General features: G+C 38.3%; 16 protein-coding genes and 1 riboswitch. Of the genes, 4 read left to right on the top strand and 12 right to left on the bottom strand.

Annotated features, from left to right (window positions below; translation table 11 throughout):
- Positions 1-5: 5 nt before the first annotated feature.
- Both glmS and psaC read right to left on the bottom strand, forming a co-directional pair.
- Positions 6-1907 carry a glutamine--fructose-6-phosphate transaminase (isomerizing) gene (gene glmS / locus SOI85_RS06965; protein ID WP_320663682.1) on the bottom strand — a complete coding sequence of 634 codons (1902 nt, stop codon included), beginning with the start codon at positions 1905-1907 and terminating at the stop codon, positions 6-8.
- Positions 1908-1986: 79 nt separating this feature from the next.
- Positions 1987-2232, bottom strand: a complete 246-nt coding sequence (psaC, locus tag SOI85_RS06960; RefSeq protein ID WP_011295528.1) for a photosystem I iron-sulfur center protein PsaC — start codon at positions 2230-2232, stop codon at positions 1987-1989.
- A gap of 191 nt (positions 2233-2423) precedes the next feature.
- On the opposite strand from psaC, the gene acpP reads away from it, so the two are divergent.
- From acpP to tkt, 3 genes are read left to right on the top strand one after another with little or no spacing between them, the layout of a single operon-like run.
- Positions 2424-2666, top strand: a complete 243-nt coding sequence (gene acpP, locus SOI85_RS06955; RefSeq protein WP_320663681.1) for an acyl carrier protein — start codon at positions 2424-2426, stop codon at positions 2664-2666.
- Positions 2667-2671: 5 nt separating this feature from the next.
- Complete coding sequence (gene fabF, locus SOI85_RS06950; protein WP_320663680.1) at positions 2672-3919, top strand: beta-ketoacyl-ACP synthase II; 1248 nt, start codon at positions 2672-2674, stop codon at positions 3917-3919.
- A gap of 44 nt (positions 3920-3963) precedes the next feature.
- Positions 3964-5973 (top strand): transketolase, encoded by a 2010-nt coding sequence (tkt, locus tag SOI85_RS06945; RefSeq protein WP_320663679.1) that lies wholly within the window; start codon positions 3964-3966, stop codon positions 5971-5973.
- Between the two features lie 60 nt (positions 5974-6033).
- On the opposite strand, the gene thiC is transcribed toward tkt, so the two are convergent.
- From thiC to ruvB, 5 genes are all read right to left on the bottom strand, one after another.
- Complete coding sequence (thiC, locus tag SOI85_RS06940; RefSeq protein WP_320663678.1) at positions 6034-7434, bottom strand: phosphomethylpyrimidine synthase ThiC; 1401 nt, start codon at positions 7432-7434, stop codon at positions 6034-6036.
- Between the two features lie 43 nt (positions 7435-7477).
- Positions 7478-7582: riboswitch (TPP riboswitch) on the bottom strand.
- 77 nt (positions 7583-7659) lie between these two features.
- Positions 7660-7878 carry a DUF3188 domain-containing protein gene (locus tag SOI85_RS06935; protein ID WP_320663677.1) on the bottom strand — a complete coding sequence of 73 codons (219 nt, stop codon included), beginning with the start codon at positions 7876-7878 and terminating at the stop codon, positions 7660-7662.
- Between the two features lie 17 nt (positions 7879-7895).
- Positions 7896-9071, bottom strand: a complete 1176-nt coding sequence (locus SOI85_RS06930; RefSeq protein ID WP_320663676.1) for an amidohydrolase — start codon at positions 9069-9071, stop codon at positions 7896-7898.
- A complete protein-coding gene (locus tag SOI85_RS06925) occupies positions 9071-9880 on the bottom strand; it encodes a tetratricopeptide repeat protein (RefSeq protein ID WP_320663675.1) in 810 nt (269 codons plus the stop codon). The genes SOI85_RS06930 and SOI85_RS06925 overlap by 1 nt, the downstream gene beginning before the upstream one ends.
- On the bottom strand, positions 9877-10929 hold the full coding sequence (ruvB, locus tag SOI85_RS06920; protein WP_320663674.1) for a Holliday junction branch migration DNA helicase RuvB: 1053 nt from the start codon (positions 10927-10929) through the stop codon (positions 9877-9879). The genes SOI85_RS06925 and ruvB overlap by 4 nt, the downstream gene beginning before the upstream one ends.
- 50 nt (positions 10930-10979) lie before the next feature.
- Between ruvB and smpB the strand changes: the two genes are divergently transcribed.
- On the top strand, positions 10980-11474 hold the full coding sequence (gene smpB / locus SOI85_RS06915; protein WP_320663673.1) for an SsrA-binding protein SmpB: 495 nt from the start codon (positions 10980-10982) through the stop codon (positions 11472-11474).
- 131 nt (positions 11475-11605) lie between these two features.
- Here the strand turns inward: smpB and SOI85_RS06910 are convergent, their stop codons facing one another.
- The 5 genes from SOI85_RS06910 to mreC form a co-directional block, all read right to left on the bottom strand.
- Positions 11606-11860 (bottom strand): hypothetical protein, encoded by a 255-nt coding sequence (locus tag SOI85_RS06910; protein ID WP_320663672.1) that lies wholly within the window; start codon positions 11858-11860, stop codon positions 11606-11608.
- 66 nt (positions 11861-11926) lie between these two features.
- Positions 11927-13435, bottom strand: a complete 1509-nt coding sequence (gene lysS, locus SOI85_RS06905) for a lysine--tRNA ligase (RefSeq protein WP_320663671.1) — start codon at positions 13433-13435, stop codon at positions 11927-11929.
- Positions 13436-13486: 51 nt separating this feature from the next.
- Positions 13487-14227 (bottom strand): response regulator transcription factor RpaB, encoded by a 741-nt coding sequence (gene rpaB / locus SOI85_RS06900; RefSeq protein WP_320665152.1) that lies wholly within the window; start codon positions 14225-14227, stop codon positions 13487-13489.
- Between the two features lie 170 nt (positions 14228-14397).
- Positions 14398-14925: a rod shape-determining protein MreD gene (locus tag SOI85_RS06895; protein ID WP_320663670.1), complete on the bottom strand. Its 528-nt coding sequence runs from the start codon at positions 14923-14925 to the stop codon at positions 14398-14400.
- Positions 14926-14927: 2 nt separating this feature from the next.
- Positions 14928-15671 (bottom strand): rod shape-determining protein MreC, encoded by a 744-nt coding sequence (mreC, locus tag SOI85_RS06890; RefSeq protein ID WP_320663669.1) that lies wholly within the window; start codon positions 15669-15671, stop codon positions 14928-14930.
- Positions 15672-15676: the final 5 nt, after the last annotated feature.

The following is a 15676-nucleotide window of genomic DNA, read 5'->3' as shown; positions in this document are numbered from 1 at the left end:
TGGTTTCACTCTACAGTAACACTTTTAGCAAGATTTCTAGGTTGATCAACATCCAATCCTCTATGTGCTGCAATATGATAGCTTAGCAATTGTGTTGGAATTACTGTTAATAAAGGACTTATCCATTCACTAACTTTTGGAATAGCAAATAGAAAATCAAATATTTCCATACCTGATCCATTTGGACCAATTCCTATAAGTTTTGCATCTCGAGCTTTGGCTTCTTGAGAGTTACTTAGAACTTTTTCAAATACAATTCCAGGCGAAGCAATTGAAATAACAGGAACATGCCTATCTAACAATGCAATTGGTCCATGCTTCATTTCACCAGCCGGATATCCTTCCGCATGGATATAACTAATCTCTTTAAGTTTCAAAGCACCTTCTAGTGCAATTGGGTAATTTATTCCTCTTCCTAAGAAAATTGCATCTTTTACACTAGAAAAATGATGTGCCAATTCTTCAGATAATCGAGAATGATCTTGCAAAAGATCTCTTAACTGTTGGGGAACATTTCTCAATTCATTTACTAGATTTAAAACGTCTTGATTACTTCGAGATTGTCGTTGCATAGAAAAACCTATAGTCAATCCATAAAAAGCAAATAATTGAGCTAAGAAAGTCTTCGTTGCGGCAACACCAACTTCTATGCCTGCACCTGTATCAATGATTCTAGAAACTTGTCTAGACAATGAACTCTCAGGACGATTTGTAATACCTAACTGCCTTGAAGCTAAAGATTGATCTGAATATCCTTCTCGTCTATTAGCATCCATTGCTAATGCAGCAAGAGTATCGGCTGTCTCACCCGATTGCGTAACTCCAATAGTTAGGGTATGAGGAGTTAGAGGAGGCGGTGCATAACGAAACTCGCTTGCATAAAAAACAGAGGTAGGAATACCGGCAAATTGCTCTAGTAGATACGCTCCCACCATGGATGCATGTCTACTCGTACCACAAGCAAGAATATGAATTTGCTCTATCGATTTATAAAAAGATTCTTGATAAGGCAAAGCAATGATTCCAGATTGAGTCTCCTTAGGCAAATATCTATCAATCCAGAATTGTGCTGTTTCAGGCTGTTCATGGATTTCTTTGAGCATAAAATGTCGGAAATTAGATCTATTAATTTCATATTCAGCTGCTTTTAATAACGAAGGTGATCGTTGCTTGCGATGACCTTTTGAGTCATATAACTCAACGCCAAGTGGCGTTAATAAAGCACTTTCTTCATCTTCCAAAGGTAAAATCGCCCTCGTGAATCCAGCTAAAGCTGAAGTATCGCTTGCACAAAAGAATTCACCTTCTCCTAAACCAATTACTAATGGAGCATGTCTTTTTGCAACAACCAATGCATCTGGAGCTTCTGCCCAAATAACAGCTAAAGCATAAGAACCTTCTAAAAGAGATATCACTTTTTGGACAGCTTTCAAAAGAATCGAACGATTTGATTCCTTTTGATTAGATTGAAGAGTCTTAATTTCCTTTGCTATTAGATGAGGGATAACCTCTGTATCGGTATCAGATAAGAATTGAACACCTTCTGATTGCAAAGCTTGTCTCAAAAAAGTATGGTTTTCAATAATTCCATTTTGAACTACTGCAACTTGACCTGATAAATCCCTATGAGGGTGAGCATTATTCTCTTCTGGCTTTCCATGTGTTGCCCAACGAGTATGTCCAATACCTAAATGACCTATCGCTCCTTCCTTCTCAACTAACTTGATTAGGTTAACTAATTTCCCTTTGGCTCTTTTACAGGTTATATAACTACTTTTATTATTTGCATCTACTTTTACAGTTGACAATCCAGCGGAATCATAACCTCGATATTCAAGCTTTTTTAAACCTTCAAGAATTAGAGGCGCAGCTTCACGTGAGCCAATTAATGCAACAATCCCGCACATAAAATGACTCGTTTAATTACTAAGTATGAGATTAATAAGAATTTTATAAAATTACCTTTTTATAGTTTCTGATCAAAATCTAATAAGCCAATCCCATACTTCTTGTAGTTTCGTCACCAAGATAAACTCGAATACTTAAAAAGTCAGTCGGGCAAGCAGTTTCGCAACGTTTACATCCGACACAATCCTCAGTACGCGGGGAAGAAGCTATTTGACTTGCTTTACATCCATCCCAAGGAACCATTTCAAGCACATCCAGTGGACAAGCTCTAACGCACTGCGTGCAACCAATGCATGTGTCGTAGATTTTGACAGCGTGCGACAAGTGTTTTACGTGTGGTTTTAATATGTAAAATTTTATACCCTTACTTTGAATGACTGTTAATTCTGAGCAGTTCTGTCATTTTTGGTAACTGAGCAATTATTCCTATCTAGATAACAAGGTTATTGATATTTCATAGATTTCGCTCAATAAGACACATCAACTCGTAGGATGCGAGTCTGGTTTTAACGTCTATGTCTCAAGAAGCAATTCTCGAAAAAGTTCGTTCTATCGTTTCAGAACAACTAAGTGTCGATTCCGGCGAAGTTAAGCCTGAATCAAATTTCCAAAATGACCTGGGTGCCGATTCACTTGACACGGTCGAACTGGTGATGGCGCTTGAGGAAGCATTCGATATTGAAATTCCTGATGAAGCAGCCGAAGGCATCGCCACAGTTGGAGATGCTGTCAAATACATAGAAGACAAACAAGGCTGAGTCACATGATGGAGAACCTCCATCGAGTTGTTATTACAGGTCTCGGTGCAATCACACCGATTGGGAACAATGTCGATGAATACTTGCTGGGACTAAAGTCAGGTCTCAATGGTGTTGCACCCATAACACTCTTCGATGCTGAAAAGCATGCCTGCCGCTTTGCAGCAGAAGTAAAAAACTTTGATCCAATAGGAATCTTGGAACCAAAGGAATCCAAAAGATGGGACAGGTATTCCAAATTTGGAGTAATAGCCGCCAAAGAAGCAATTGCAGACTCAGGTCTTGATATCAATGAAACTAATTCGTCAAGAATTGGAGTGATTATTGGCTCTGGCGTAGGCGGATTATTAACAATGGAAACTCAAGCTGGCGTACTTCATAGCAAAGGACCCAGTCGTGTAAGTCCATTCACTGTTCCAATGATGATTCCAAACATGGCAACCGGACTTGCATCTATTGCCTTAGGCGCAAAAGGACCAAGCTCTGCAGTTTCCACAGCCTGTGCTGCAGGTTCTAATGCAATTGGCGACGCCTTCAGACTTATTCAGCTTGGAAAAGCAGATGCAATGGTATGCGGTGGAGCAGAAGCAAGTATCACTCCTCTTGGAGTAGCAGGTTTTGCAAGTGCAAAAGCTCTATCTTTTCGTAATGATGATCCAGCCACAGCAAGTCGACCATTTGATTCTCAGCGAGATGGATTTGTTATCGGAGAAGGGTCAGGAATAATCATTCTTGAATCTCTTGAACATGCCAGACAAAGAAATGCTGAAATTTATGGTGAAGTCATTGGCTATGGAACTACATGTGATGCTCACCACATAACATCCCCAACTCCAGGAGGCTTAGGTGGTGCAGAAGCGATAAAACTGGCATTAACAGATGCAAGAATTGACCCTGACAAAGTTGATTACATCAATGCTCATGGAACTAGCACTCCAGCTAATGACAGCAATGAAACATCTGCTATAAAAAGTTCTCTCGGGGAAAGAGCGCATCACATACCTGTAAGCTCTACAAAATCCATGACTGGTCACTTACTTGGTGGCTCAGGGGGAATTGAAGCTGTTGCATCAGTTCTTGCAATAAAACATGGAATAATTCCTCCCACAATCAATTATTCCAACCCAGATCCTGAATGTGATTTGGACTATGTGTCCAACTCAGCCAGAGACGAAACACCAAAAGTCGTATTATCTAATTCATTTGGTTTTGGAGGTCACAATGTGTGTCTTGCCTTTAGCCAAATGAATTAAAACTTTTTCATACGTCTGAAACCCCAAATTCTTACTTATTCACAATGGTCGCTGCGCCCGCTTCTCTAGATACACTTTGCATTAACAGCATCAGAATGCTCGCCGTAGATGCAGTAAATAAATCCAAAAGTGGCCACCCAGGCCTGCCAATGGGTTGCGCTCCTATGGGATATGCACTTTGGCACAAGTTTCTTAATCACAATCCCAAAAATCCTCAATGGTTTAACAGAGATAGATTTGTTTTGTCAGCTGGGCATGGCTGTATGTTGCTCTATGCGCTTTTACACCTAACAGGTTATGACTCAGTAACGATTGAAGATATAAAACAATTCAGGCAGTGGGGTTCTCGTACACCCGGACACCCAGAGACCTTTGAAACTGCAGGCGTAGAAGTGACAGCAGGACCTTTAGGAGCTGGCATATCAAATGCAGTTGGTCTAGCTATATCAGAAGCTCATTTAGCCGCAAAGTTTAATAAGCAAGATTCCAAAATCGTTGATCACTTCACTTATGTGATCATGGGAGATGGTTGCAATCAAGAAGGAATAGCATCCGAAGCATGCTCATTAGCAGGGCACCTTAAACTAGGAAAACTTATTGCTCTATATGACGATAATCACATCACAATTGATGGCAGAACAGATGTTTCATTTACCGAAGATGTTTTAAAAAGATATGAAGCTTATGGATGGCATGTTCAGCATGTGGAAGATGGAAATAATGATATTGAAGCTATATCTCATGCAATAAAGAAAGCGAAAGAGGTAACTGATAAACCTTCAATAATAAAAATTACAACGACTATTGGTTATGGATCACCTAATAAAAGTGATACAGCAGGAGTCCATGGCGCTCCATTAGGAGAAGAAGAAGCAGCTCTTACCCGTAAAGAACTTGATTGGAATTACAACACCTTCGAAATCCCTCAAGAAGTTTATGACCAGTACAGACAAGCAATTAATAAAGGGTCGGATATCGAAAATCAATGGAACGCAGAATTAGCAAGTTATCGAATCAAGTATCCGAAAGAAGCCGCCGAATTCGAAAGAATGCTCCGAGGTGAGCTACCAGAAGGATGGGACAATGATCTGCCTTCTTATACTTCTGAAGATAAAGGACTTGCTACAAGAAAACATTCTCAAATTTGTCTAGGCGCGCTAGGACCAAATCTGCCGGAATTAATTGGGGGTTCAGCTGATTTAACACATTCGAATTACACCGATATTTCAGGAGAGACAGGATCATTTCAGGCCAATACTCCTGAAAAAAGATATTTGCATTTTGGTGTTAGAGAACACGCGATGGCAGCGATACTAAATGGAATTGCTTATCACAACAGTGGTTTAATTCCATATGGTGGAACTTTTCTTGTCTTCGCTGATTACATGAGAGGCTCAATGCGTCTATCTGCACTCAGTGAGCTAGGTGTAATTTATATATTGACTCACGATTCAATAGGAGTAGGTGAAGATGGACCTACCCACCAACCAATAGAGACAATTCCATCTTTAAGAGCAATGCCAAATATGCTTGTTTTTCGGCCTGGAGATGGCAATGAAACCAGTGGCTCATACAAAATTGCAATTGAAAATAGAAAGCGTCCAAGTTCTCTTTGTTTAAGTAGACAAGGAATGCCAAATCAGGCCAATTCATCAATTGAAAAAGTAGCCTTTGGTGGATATGTACTTGAAGATTGCGAAACTACTCCTGATCTGATTCTTATTGGGACAGGCACTGAACTGCACTTGTGCGTTGAAGCTGCGAAAGAGCTAAAAAATCAAGGAAAGAAAGTACGTGTTGTATCTATGCCTTGTGTAGAGCTGTTTGAGGAACAAAGTGAAGCTTATAAAGAAGAAGTCTTACCTAAAGCCATTAGGAAAAGAATAGTAGTAGAAGCTGCTGAAGGATTTGGATGGCATAAATATATTGGCCTTGATGGCGATAGTTTGACTATGAATAGATTTGGAGCTTCTGCACCTGGAGGAACATGCATGGAGAAGTTTGGATTTACCGTTGAAAATCTAATTAACAAAGCAAATGCATTATTAAAATAATATCTATTAAGAGCGAATATTATAGAAATATATTTATATTATTTTTCTCAAGTTAAGGAATTAATTTTCTTTATTTAACTTGACAAGTTGTATATCTGATGAACCTTTTGAATTTATTGCATTATCAAGCTGGTCTAGATCTTCATCAGTAATCTTATTATTCATAGGACAGTGCTTAGGGCCACACATAGAACAAAATTCAGCCTTTTTAAATATTTCTTCAGGCAAAGTTTCATCGTGAAATTGTTTAGCCCTTTCTGGGTCTAAAGACAATTCGAACTGTTTATTCCAATCAAATTCATAACGAGCCTTACTCAGTTCATCGTCTCTATCACGAGCTCCAGCTCTATGCCTTGCTATATCAGCAGCATGTGCGGCTATTTTGTAAGCAATTAAACCTTCTCTTACATCCTCAGGATTAGGTAATCCTAAATGCTCCTTGGGTGTGACATAGCACAACATTGCAGTCCCATACCACCCAGCCATTGCTGCTCCAATTGCACTAGAAATATGGTCATAACCTGGTGAAATATCTGTGACCAAAGGTCCAAGAACGTAAAAAGGTGCTTCCGAACATTCTTCCATTTGCTTACGCACATTAAATTCAATTTGATCCATCGGAACATGACCAGGGCCTTCAACCATTACTTGAACATCATGCTCCCAAGCCCTTCTTGTAAGTTCTCCTAAAGTCTTTAATTCTGCTAATTGGGCTTCATCAGAGGCATCATGAAGACATCCAGGTCGCAATGAATCTCCTAAAGAGAAAGTACAATCATATTTTTTAAAGATCTCGCAAATATCATCAAATCTAGAATACAAAGGATTCTGTTTATAGTGATGCAGCATCCATTGAGCCAAAATACCTCCTCCTCTACTAACAATTCCAGTAATACGTCCTTTTACTTTTGGCAAATGCTCAATCAATAAACCAGCATGAATAGTTTGATAATCAACTCCTTGCTGACATTGTTTCTCAATGATATGAAGGAAGTCATCCTCAGATAATTTTGCTATGGAACCATTAACACTCTCTAAAGCTTGATAAACAGGAACTGTTCCAATAGGAATTGGCGATGCATTAATAATTGCAGTTCGAACCTCATCTAAATTGACCCCACCTGTGGAGAGGTCCATCAAAGTATCTGCTCCGTACTTAACAGCTAGTTCTAATTTCTTAATCTCTTCATTAATATCACTTGCATTAGGAGACGCACCTATATTTGCATTGACTTTGCATTTTGAAGCTATGCCTATCGCCATTGGTTCAAGATTCAAATGATTAATATTGGCAGGAATAATCATTCTTCCTCTTGCGACTTCTTCCATAATCAAAGAAACCGGAAGATTCTCCCTATCAGCTACATAAGACATCTCTTCAGTAACTACTCCCTTCCTTGCAAAATGAAGTTGAGTTACATTCTTTTCACCTTTCCGAGAAGATAACCATGAATTGCGCATGACCTTTAAAGCTTAAGAGCAAGCAAGAGGAGATTTGTTCTAAAAGATCACGAATTCACTTCCCTTCGCCGGTACAAACCAGATCAGGTTCGGAGGGTGTGATCTCAGCCAAAAAGCAATAGCTTTATAGGCACCCCTAGTGATAGTTGTAAGTTAGCTATTTTTTCGCAAATAGCTGCAAAATCATACAAGAAATATATTCAACCTAATAACAGATAAAATCTTTCAGATTTCTTCTTCCTTGTTTCTTGTTATTTCATATAACAACATTTGTCTACGGCGAACACGTCTCACAGAGCCAGCAATTATCAACCCTCCACTAACACAAAATGCTGGTAAAGATTGAAATCTTTCGCCGCCTTGCCTCAGTAACAGCCCTAAGCTTGCAAGTAAAAACAAGAACGGCGCCGCAAAAGATAAAAGCGGATTTCCAAAGCGTTTCATAACAATTATTTTGCAATTTACTGTTGGTTGTTAATCCATGCAAGAAGACTTTTGGTCAAAACCTCAATGCCAATTTCAAGACTCCGCTCATCTGGTGAAAATTCTCCATTATGAAGAGGAGCACAACCATCTGGTTTTGACACTCCAAGTCTAAACATTGTTCCTGGAACATCTTGCAAAAATACCGCAAAATCTTCTGCTCCAAGAGATGGTTTATCTAAATTCAAAACATTTTCTTTACCAAGTAAATCAATACCTGCTTTTTCCACCAAATCAGTGAGATAAGAATCATTATAAACTGGAGGAGCAATACAACGATAATTAACCCTTACATCTCCTCCAAATGGAGAAGCTATACCTTTGCAAAGACTTTCTATCCAACTCGGTAATTCTTGATGTAAAGATGCATCTAAACATCTAACAGTTCCAAGAAGCTTTACTCGATCGGGAATTACATTAAATGCATTGCCTCCCTGAATTTTTCCAAAACTAATAACTACTGGTTGAAGTGCATCTAAACGCCGACAAATTGCTTCTTGGATACCCGTAACAATCCTTGCTGCAATCAAAATAGAATCGACAGCTTGATGTGGTCTGGCGCCATGACCTCCATTACCAATAATTTCAATTTCCAACTCTCCAGCAGCAGCGGTAAGGCTGCCCACTCGAATACCAATTTGCCCAACCTGTAACTCTGGAAATACATGCACTCCAAAGAGTGCCTTCAGATCTTTGGTTGCACCATCTAATCTCATCAAATTTGCACCTTGCGCTATTTCTTCTGCCGGTTGAAACAAAATCCGTATACCAGATAAAAGGTCTTGATGTGATGCAAGAACTCTTGCAACTCCTAGTCCTATACATGTATGAAAATCATGACCACATGCATGCATGACACCCTGATTAAGTGATGCATAGTCAAGATTAGTCCTCTCTTCAACAGGTAAAGCATCCATATCAACTCTTAATCCCACTAAAGGTTTATCTGAAGAACCCAATTCAGCGATCAGACCAGTCCCTCCCACTCCTTCTTTTACTTGCCATCCATATTTCTTCAATTCACCAGCAACCAAAGCAGCAGTTTGATACTCTTGACCGCTTAATTCAGGATGTGCATGTAAATGCCTTCTTAACTCAAGCAACTCAGGCAAAAATTCTTTAAGCGAAGAGCTTGGTTGTTTTATAAAAGTCATTAATTATCTAAGTTAAGAAAATACATCAAGTCATCAATTGGCACAGAAGGCCATCGACGTATATTTAACAACCAATCTCTATCTTTATAACGAACATCTAATCCATTAGCTGCAGCCCAATGACTTTCAGCTTCGCCTAGATGACCTTGTTTAGCTAAAAGAGCACTCAAAGCAGCCCTAGCATCAGCAAACATTGGATATTTTCGAATAAGTAAACGCAATTCAGTTTCCGCCTCATTAATCTTCCCAAGCTGATATTGAGCTAAAGCTTTACTTGACTGAGCCATAGCAAATCCTGATCTAGCTAAAAAAGCTTGATTAAACAAATTTTCAGCTTCTTCCCAATTATCTTGAGAACCCTTTACGTTTCCTAAATTATATAAAGCTGAAGAATCTTTGGGATGTCGTTCCAGGATCCATTCATAATCATTTACTGCTAAATCCCATTGGTGCAAAGCCTCTTCAGCAATTCCTCTATTTAAATGAGCATCTTGATTTTGAGGAAGGATTGTCAAGGCTTTCGTATGAGCTTCAATCGCTCCAACAGGATCACCTAACACCAATAAACAATTACCTCTATTACTAATAGCAGCAGGTTCATCAGGCGATAATTCTAAAAAGTTATCCCAATCTTCTATAGCACTTAAACAATTTCCTTCTTGACTCTTGAGTAACGCAGTATTAAATAAATTTTGAAGATTAGTTGCTGACAAAGCAGGTAAAGGTAGAAAAATTTGAAGGCAAAATCCTAAACAAAGAAATAGATTAAAAGAATAAAAAATCTGTTTTACATAATCTTTTATTTTCACTTGTTAAACTCCAAATGTTTTTGACCTGCAGGTGTAACTACTCTTCCACGAGGTGTTCTTTTTAAAAAACCTATTTGCAAAAGAAAAGGCTCAATTACAGCTTCTACTGTTGCCGCATCTTCTCCTAGAGCAGCAGATAAAGTATCTAAACCTACAGGGCCACCTCCATACACATTAACTAACAGTTCCAACAATCTTCTATCACTTTCGTCTAAACCTATATGATCAACTCTATGAATCTTTAATGCTTCATTCACAAGAGAGATGTCAACAACTTCAAGCTGATTTTTAACTGTTGCAAAGTCTCTAATTCTCCTTAGTAAACGATTCGCAATTCTAGGCGTTCCCCTAGATCTTTTAGCTATCTCAAAACTAGAAGAATCGGATAAGTTAAATTTCAATAATTGAGCTCCTCTTTTAACTATATTTTGCAAGTCATCATTGTTATAAAAATCAAACCTTTGAGATAATCCAAATCGATCTCTTAAAGGTGAACTCAACTGAGCAGGCCTAGTTGTAGCTCCAACCAACGTGAATTCTGGCAAATCTATGGTTCTCATTTTAGAAGTTGTTCCTTTCCCTACAGTGAGTTCAAGTCTCTTGTCTTCCATAGCTGGATATAAAAGCTCTTCAGCAACGCTTGTTAAACGATGAATTTCATCAATAAACAACACTTCACGAGGTTTCAAATTAACTAACAAGCCAATAATGTCACGAGGACGCTCTAGAGCCGGTGCACTAGCTATTCGACAATTAACTCCCAATTCACGCGCCAAAACAAGTGCCATTGTTGTTTTACCTAAACCAGGAGGACCAAAAAGCAAAACATGATCCAATGCCTCTTGCCTTGAAAGTGCAGCTGTTACAGAAATATCCAAAATTTCTTTTAATTCAGATTGACCAATAAAATCTTGAAACCTTTCTGGCCTAAAAGATTCTCGCTCAAAAGGTACTAAATCCTCTATTAAAGAAGATGGGTCAGTCAATCGTTCTTTTCCCAGTAATTTAGGTGATTGAGAATTCTCAATATTAGAAGAAACTATTGCCATACTGGAAGGGTACCGATCTATCGATAAAGTTGAAACGTAAATAAACGCAGATGACTAAAATAGGTAACTCAAAATCAAAAAAGGGACGATTCTCAGCCAATCAACGATTAGCCGAGAATCGTTTTGCAAGACATCAATATGAAATTATCGATACTTTAGAAACTGGAATAGAGTTATTAGGTACAGAAGTTAAATCAATCAGAGCAGGTAAAGCTAATTTAAGAGATGGTTTTTGTATAGTAAAAAAAGGGGAACTGCAACTACATAATGTACATATCTCACCTCATAATCACTCTAGTAACTTCTATAATCATGATCCCTTACGCGTCAAAAGACTTCTTGCACATCGTAAAGAGATAAATAGACTAAAAGTGGAGTTAGAAAGAAAGGGCCTAACTCTTATTCCTCTGAGCCTTCAATTAAAAGGTTCATGGATTAAATTAATTATTGGCCTAGGAAAAGGAAGAAAACTGCATGACAAAAGACATATGGAAAAAGAAAAGCAAACAAATAAAGAAGCAAAGTTAGCCTTAAAACATTTTTAAATTAAAAAAAATTCATTAAGGTTAAAAAGTAAAATAATCAAATATTTAATTTTAAACCTCATTATTTTTTGAATAAAGATCTTTCTGCTACTCAAAAGCAGCAGATCAAAACATAATGATCACGCACAAAATCAAGGCTCAAAATCTAAACTGACATTCTCTGGTGGTGGACTTGGGTCAGGGTCAGCAATGAGCATATGCTGAAGCACTATCTCCGGACGCTCGCTGTCACGCCAACGGATCCTATATGCAGGCATTTTTGTGCCTCTGCTGGTTGTTTGCTCAACCGGCTCCATTACCCAACCACGCCTGGAACGGCCCTGGGGATTACGCTTAACCACAGCATCCGCGTGCTTAAAACGAAAACCAACTCTCTCTCCACTCATCTGAACAGAAACTTATTACTATTAATTATCCACTTTGATGGTTCAATTTGGAGATTAATGTATTCATTAATCTGGTTTAAGTAGCGGAAAAGCAATTACATCTCTAATTGAAGGGCTATCTGTAAATAGCATTATCAATCTATCAATACCTATACCAAGACCTCCAGTTGGTGGCATACCGACCTCTAAAGCATTAACAAAATCTTGATCCACTCCTTGAGCTTCAAGGTCACCCGCTTCACGAAGAGACTGTTGATGCAACAATCTTTCCTTTTGATCGACGGGGTCTATGAGCTCACTAAAGGCATTTGCAGTCTCTCTCCCAGCAATAAATAATTCAAACCTCTCTACAAGTCCTTTCTTAGTTCTATGTTTTCTGGCTAAAGGAGAAATCTCTATAGGGTAATCAATAACAAAAGTTGGTTGAATTAAGCTTGGTTCAACACTTTGCTCAAAAGCTTCATTTAATAATCTGCCAACAGTATTTGCTTTAGTAGGAACGGACAAACCAGCATCTTTCATAGCTTCAGCGGCTTTATTTACTTCTTTATAAATTTCAAAATTAATTCCTGTTTTTTCTTGAACTAACTCGTGCATTGATGCTCGTCGCCATGGACTAGCAAAATCAATATCCATACCCTGATAAGAGATTTGAGTCGAGCCACATATCTGATTACTCAATGAGCAGATCATCTGCTCAGTCATATCCATCATGTCAAAGTAATCTGCAAAGGCTTGATAAATCTCAACTGATGTAAATTCAGGATTATGTCTTGTACTTACTCCTTCATTACGAAAGATTCTACCCAGTTCATAGACTCTTTCAAATCCACCAACAACAAGTCTCTTAAGATGTAATTCTGTGGCAATTCGCAGATATAAAGGAATATCAAGAGTGTTGTGATACGTAACAAATGGCCTGGCATCTGCTCCTCCTGCTTCGGACTGTAGAACTGGTGTCTCTATCTCTAAAAATCCACGCTCATCTAACCATCGTCTAATTGCGCTAACCATCAAAGCCCTGCTTCGAAAAGTTTTGCGAGTCTGAGGATTAACAATTAAATCAAGATATCTTTGACGATATCGTTTTTCAACATCAGCCAAACCATGCCATTTATCTGGGAGTGGCAGCAAGGCCTTAGTAAGCATTTTCCATGAGAAAACCTTGATCGATAATTCTCCTCGATCAGTTCTTCTCAAACTTCCTGAGACCCCTATCCAATCTCCAACATCTACAAGTTCAGTAATTTGCTTAAAACTACTTAAAGTGCCTTCACCTGCAGAATCATTATCCAAAGTAGCTTTTTCTATAAACAATTGAATTTTCGAAGTTTCATCGGACAAGGTAAAAAAAGCTAATTTTCCCATTACACGGCGGGAAAGAATTCTTCCAGCGATAGAAACATCTACCTGCCTTTCTTCCCCTTTTGGTAAATCAGCATGCTCTTTTTGTAAGGCAGCAGCATTATGAGTTTTTTCAAACTTGATCTCATAAGGCCCTTGCCCTATGGATGCTAATTTTTTCGCCTTCTCTAGACGAATTTCTCTTAGGTCAGACAAGGCACTTCCAATCAATAGGGGATCATGCTTAGATTATCGAGATTCTGCTCCTATAGGTATTTTTATTTATACAGCTAAAGCAGCAGGGAAATCTCCTGTCCTTTGTGATGCATAACCAATTCCTCTAACTGTAAGAATTAGCTCTGGATTTCTGGGATCAGGCTCAAGCTTTCCTCTTAATCTCGCAACATAAACATCTACGACTCTAAGATCTGCTGCTCTTCGCGGTGGATAGCCCCAGAGCTGTTCAAGGATCTCTGCTCTTGGTACCACTTTCCCTGGGTCTCTGAACAATAATTCCAGCAAACTGAATTCTGTATAAGTAAGACATATTCTTTGACCACCTCGACTAACTTGTCTCCTATTAGTATCTACAACTAGCTCTCCCAGTTTCATCACTCCTTGTCCTGCAGGAACTTCCCTTGGTTCAGCAACAGTGGCCGTAGGACCAACTCTACGCAAAATTGTTGCTATGCGAGCCTCAAGTTCTTTAGGACTAAAAGGTTTTGACAAATAGTCATCTGCGCCCAGATCTAAACCAGCAACTCTCTCCGAAATAGCTTCCAAAGCAGTCAAAAAGATTATTGGAACAACAGATTCTGCCCTAATCCTTCTACAAACGGCGAAACCGTCAATTTTAGGCAACATGACATCAAGAACAACCAAGTCAGGAGATTCTCGATGGAAAATCTCAAGAGCTTCCTCTCCATCTTTTGCTTCTAAAACTTGACAGCCAGCTAGTTTCAGTCTTGTCACCAAAACTTTCAAAACAGCTGGCTCGTCATCAACAACCAAAATACTGGTCATGTGATTTAGCGAGGCCTGATTGAGAGGCCTTTCATCTTGCTGATGCCGAGAAAGATCACCCTCAACCATTAGCATTTCAACATCATGTTTAACGATAACCTTCCAACCCCTTCTTCCGAAAAAAGAAAAGACCGTGAACCAATTTTTTTCGCATTTTTAAGTATTTACACTTAAGTGTAATGACCTATTTTGCTGTTTTTTTGTCTTCGAATGGCCAAGAGAATCCAAGAAGTTGAGAGCGGAGCGACTAGTGAAGTGATGATTGTTTGAGACAACAACGTATGGAAAGACCAAGAATGTAACCAAGCTGAACTGTAAATACCTGTGATCAAACAATTTTGCACCCATAAACTAAAACCAAAGAAAATTGTTCCAACACAAGCAAGCAGCCCTAAATTCAGACTCAACTCAATACTTTTATTCTTACTACCAACGACTCCCCAAAAATAACCAAGAGTTGTTAATGCAGGTATCTGAGATACAGAGCTAACTGTTAAAGAGTCAAACACCAAACCCAAACATAACCCTGTAAATAATCCAAAATTTCTACCCTTACTTAAAGCCCATGGCAATAGCCAAAGAACACTCCAACAAGGCGTAACCCCTTGCAAAGTAAGCCATTTAGGAGATCCTAAAAATAAGCAAACAGATAACAATAGAGAAAAGAGGATGAAAGATTTCTCGCGACTTTTAGACATCATTAATTCTTAATAATCTGAACCCAATCAACAGCCTCTGGGACTGCGAGCAATTGCACAATCGCAAAAGGGACATCATCAGGTTGATTATTAATTGCTTGAATAACTCCAATCACTAAATTAGGAGGAACCAATGTACTTGCGGGAGAGGTACTAACAATGTCTCCCACCTTAGGGTCAGCATCTTTCTTCAAAAAAGATAATTTTGTTCTATCAGTTCCCATTCCAACCAAAATTCCATGTTGCTTAATACGATCAACCCATACTCCTATTTTACTACCAGGAGAAGTTAATAATTTAACTCTAGAAGTATTCTGAGAAACACCATGAATAATGCCAATAAGGCCCCCAGGAGCTATAACTGAATCACCAATTAATATTCCATCTTTATTACCTTTATTTAATTCAAGTTGTTGCCACCAACCACTATATTTTCTAGATATCACAACTGCAGAAACTTTATCTTTATCAGAAGTATTTTTTAAAGATAAAATTTTTCTTAATCTCTGATTATCTTTTTCTAGTAAATTAATTTTTATTTTTTGTTCTAGCCTATTGCTACTTTGTAGCCATTCTTTCTGTGATGTACCTGACCACATTAAGCTTACGATATAAGAATAAGTATCAATAAAAAATGATGCTCTAGAGTAGCGAATAAAGCAAAATAAAATTAATATTGATAATAATTTCCAAAATCTTTTTTTATAAATTAAATTTAATTTATTTCTCCTTCTGAATTCACTCATAAGAT

The organism is Prochlorococcus sp. MIT 1223 (assembly GCF_034092465.1).
Classification (GTDB): Bacteria; Cyanobacteriota; Cyanobacteriia; order PCC-6307; family Cyanobiaceae; genus AG-402-N21.
Note: the sequence above shows the minus strand (reverse complement) of the source record. Positions and strands in the feature narration are given on the sequence as shown.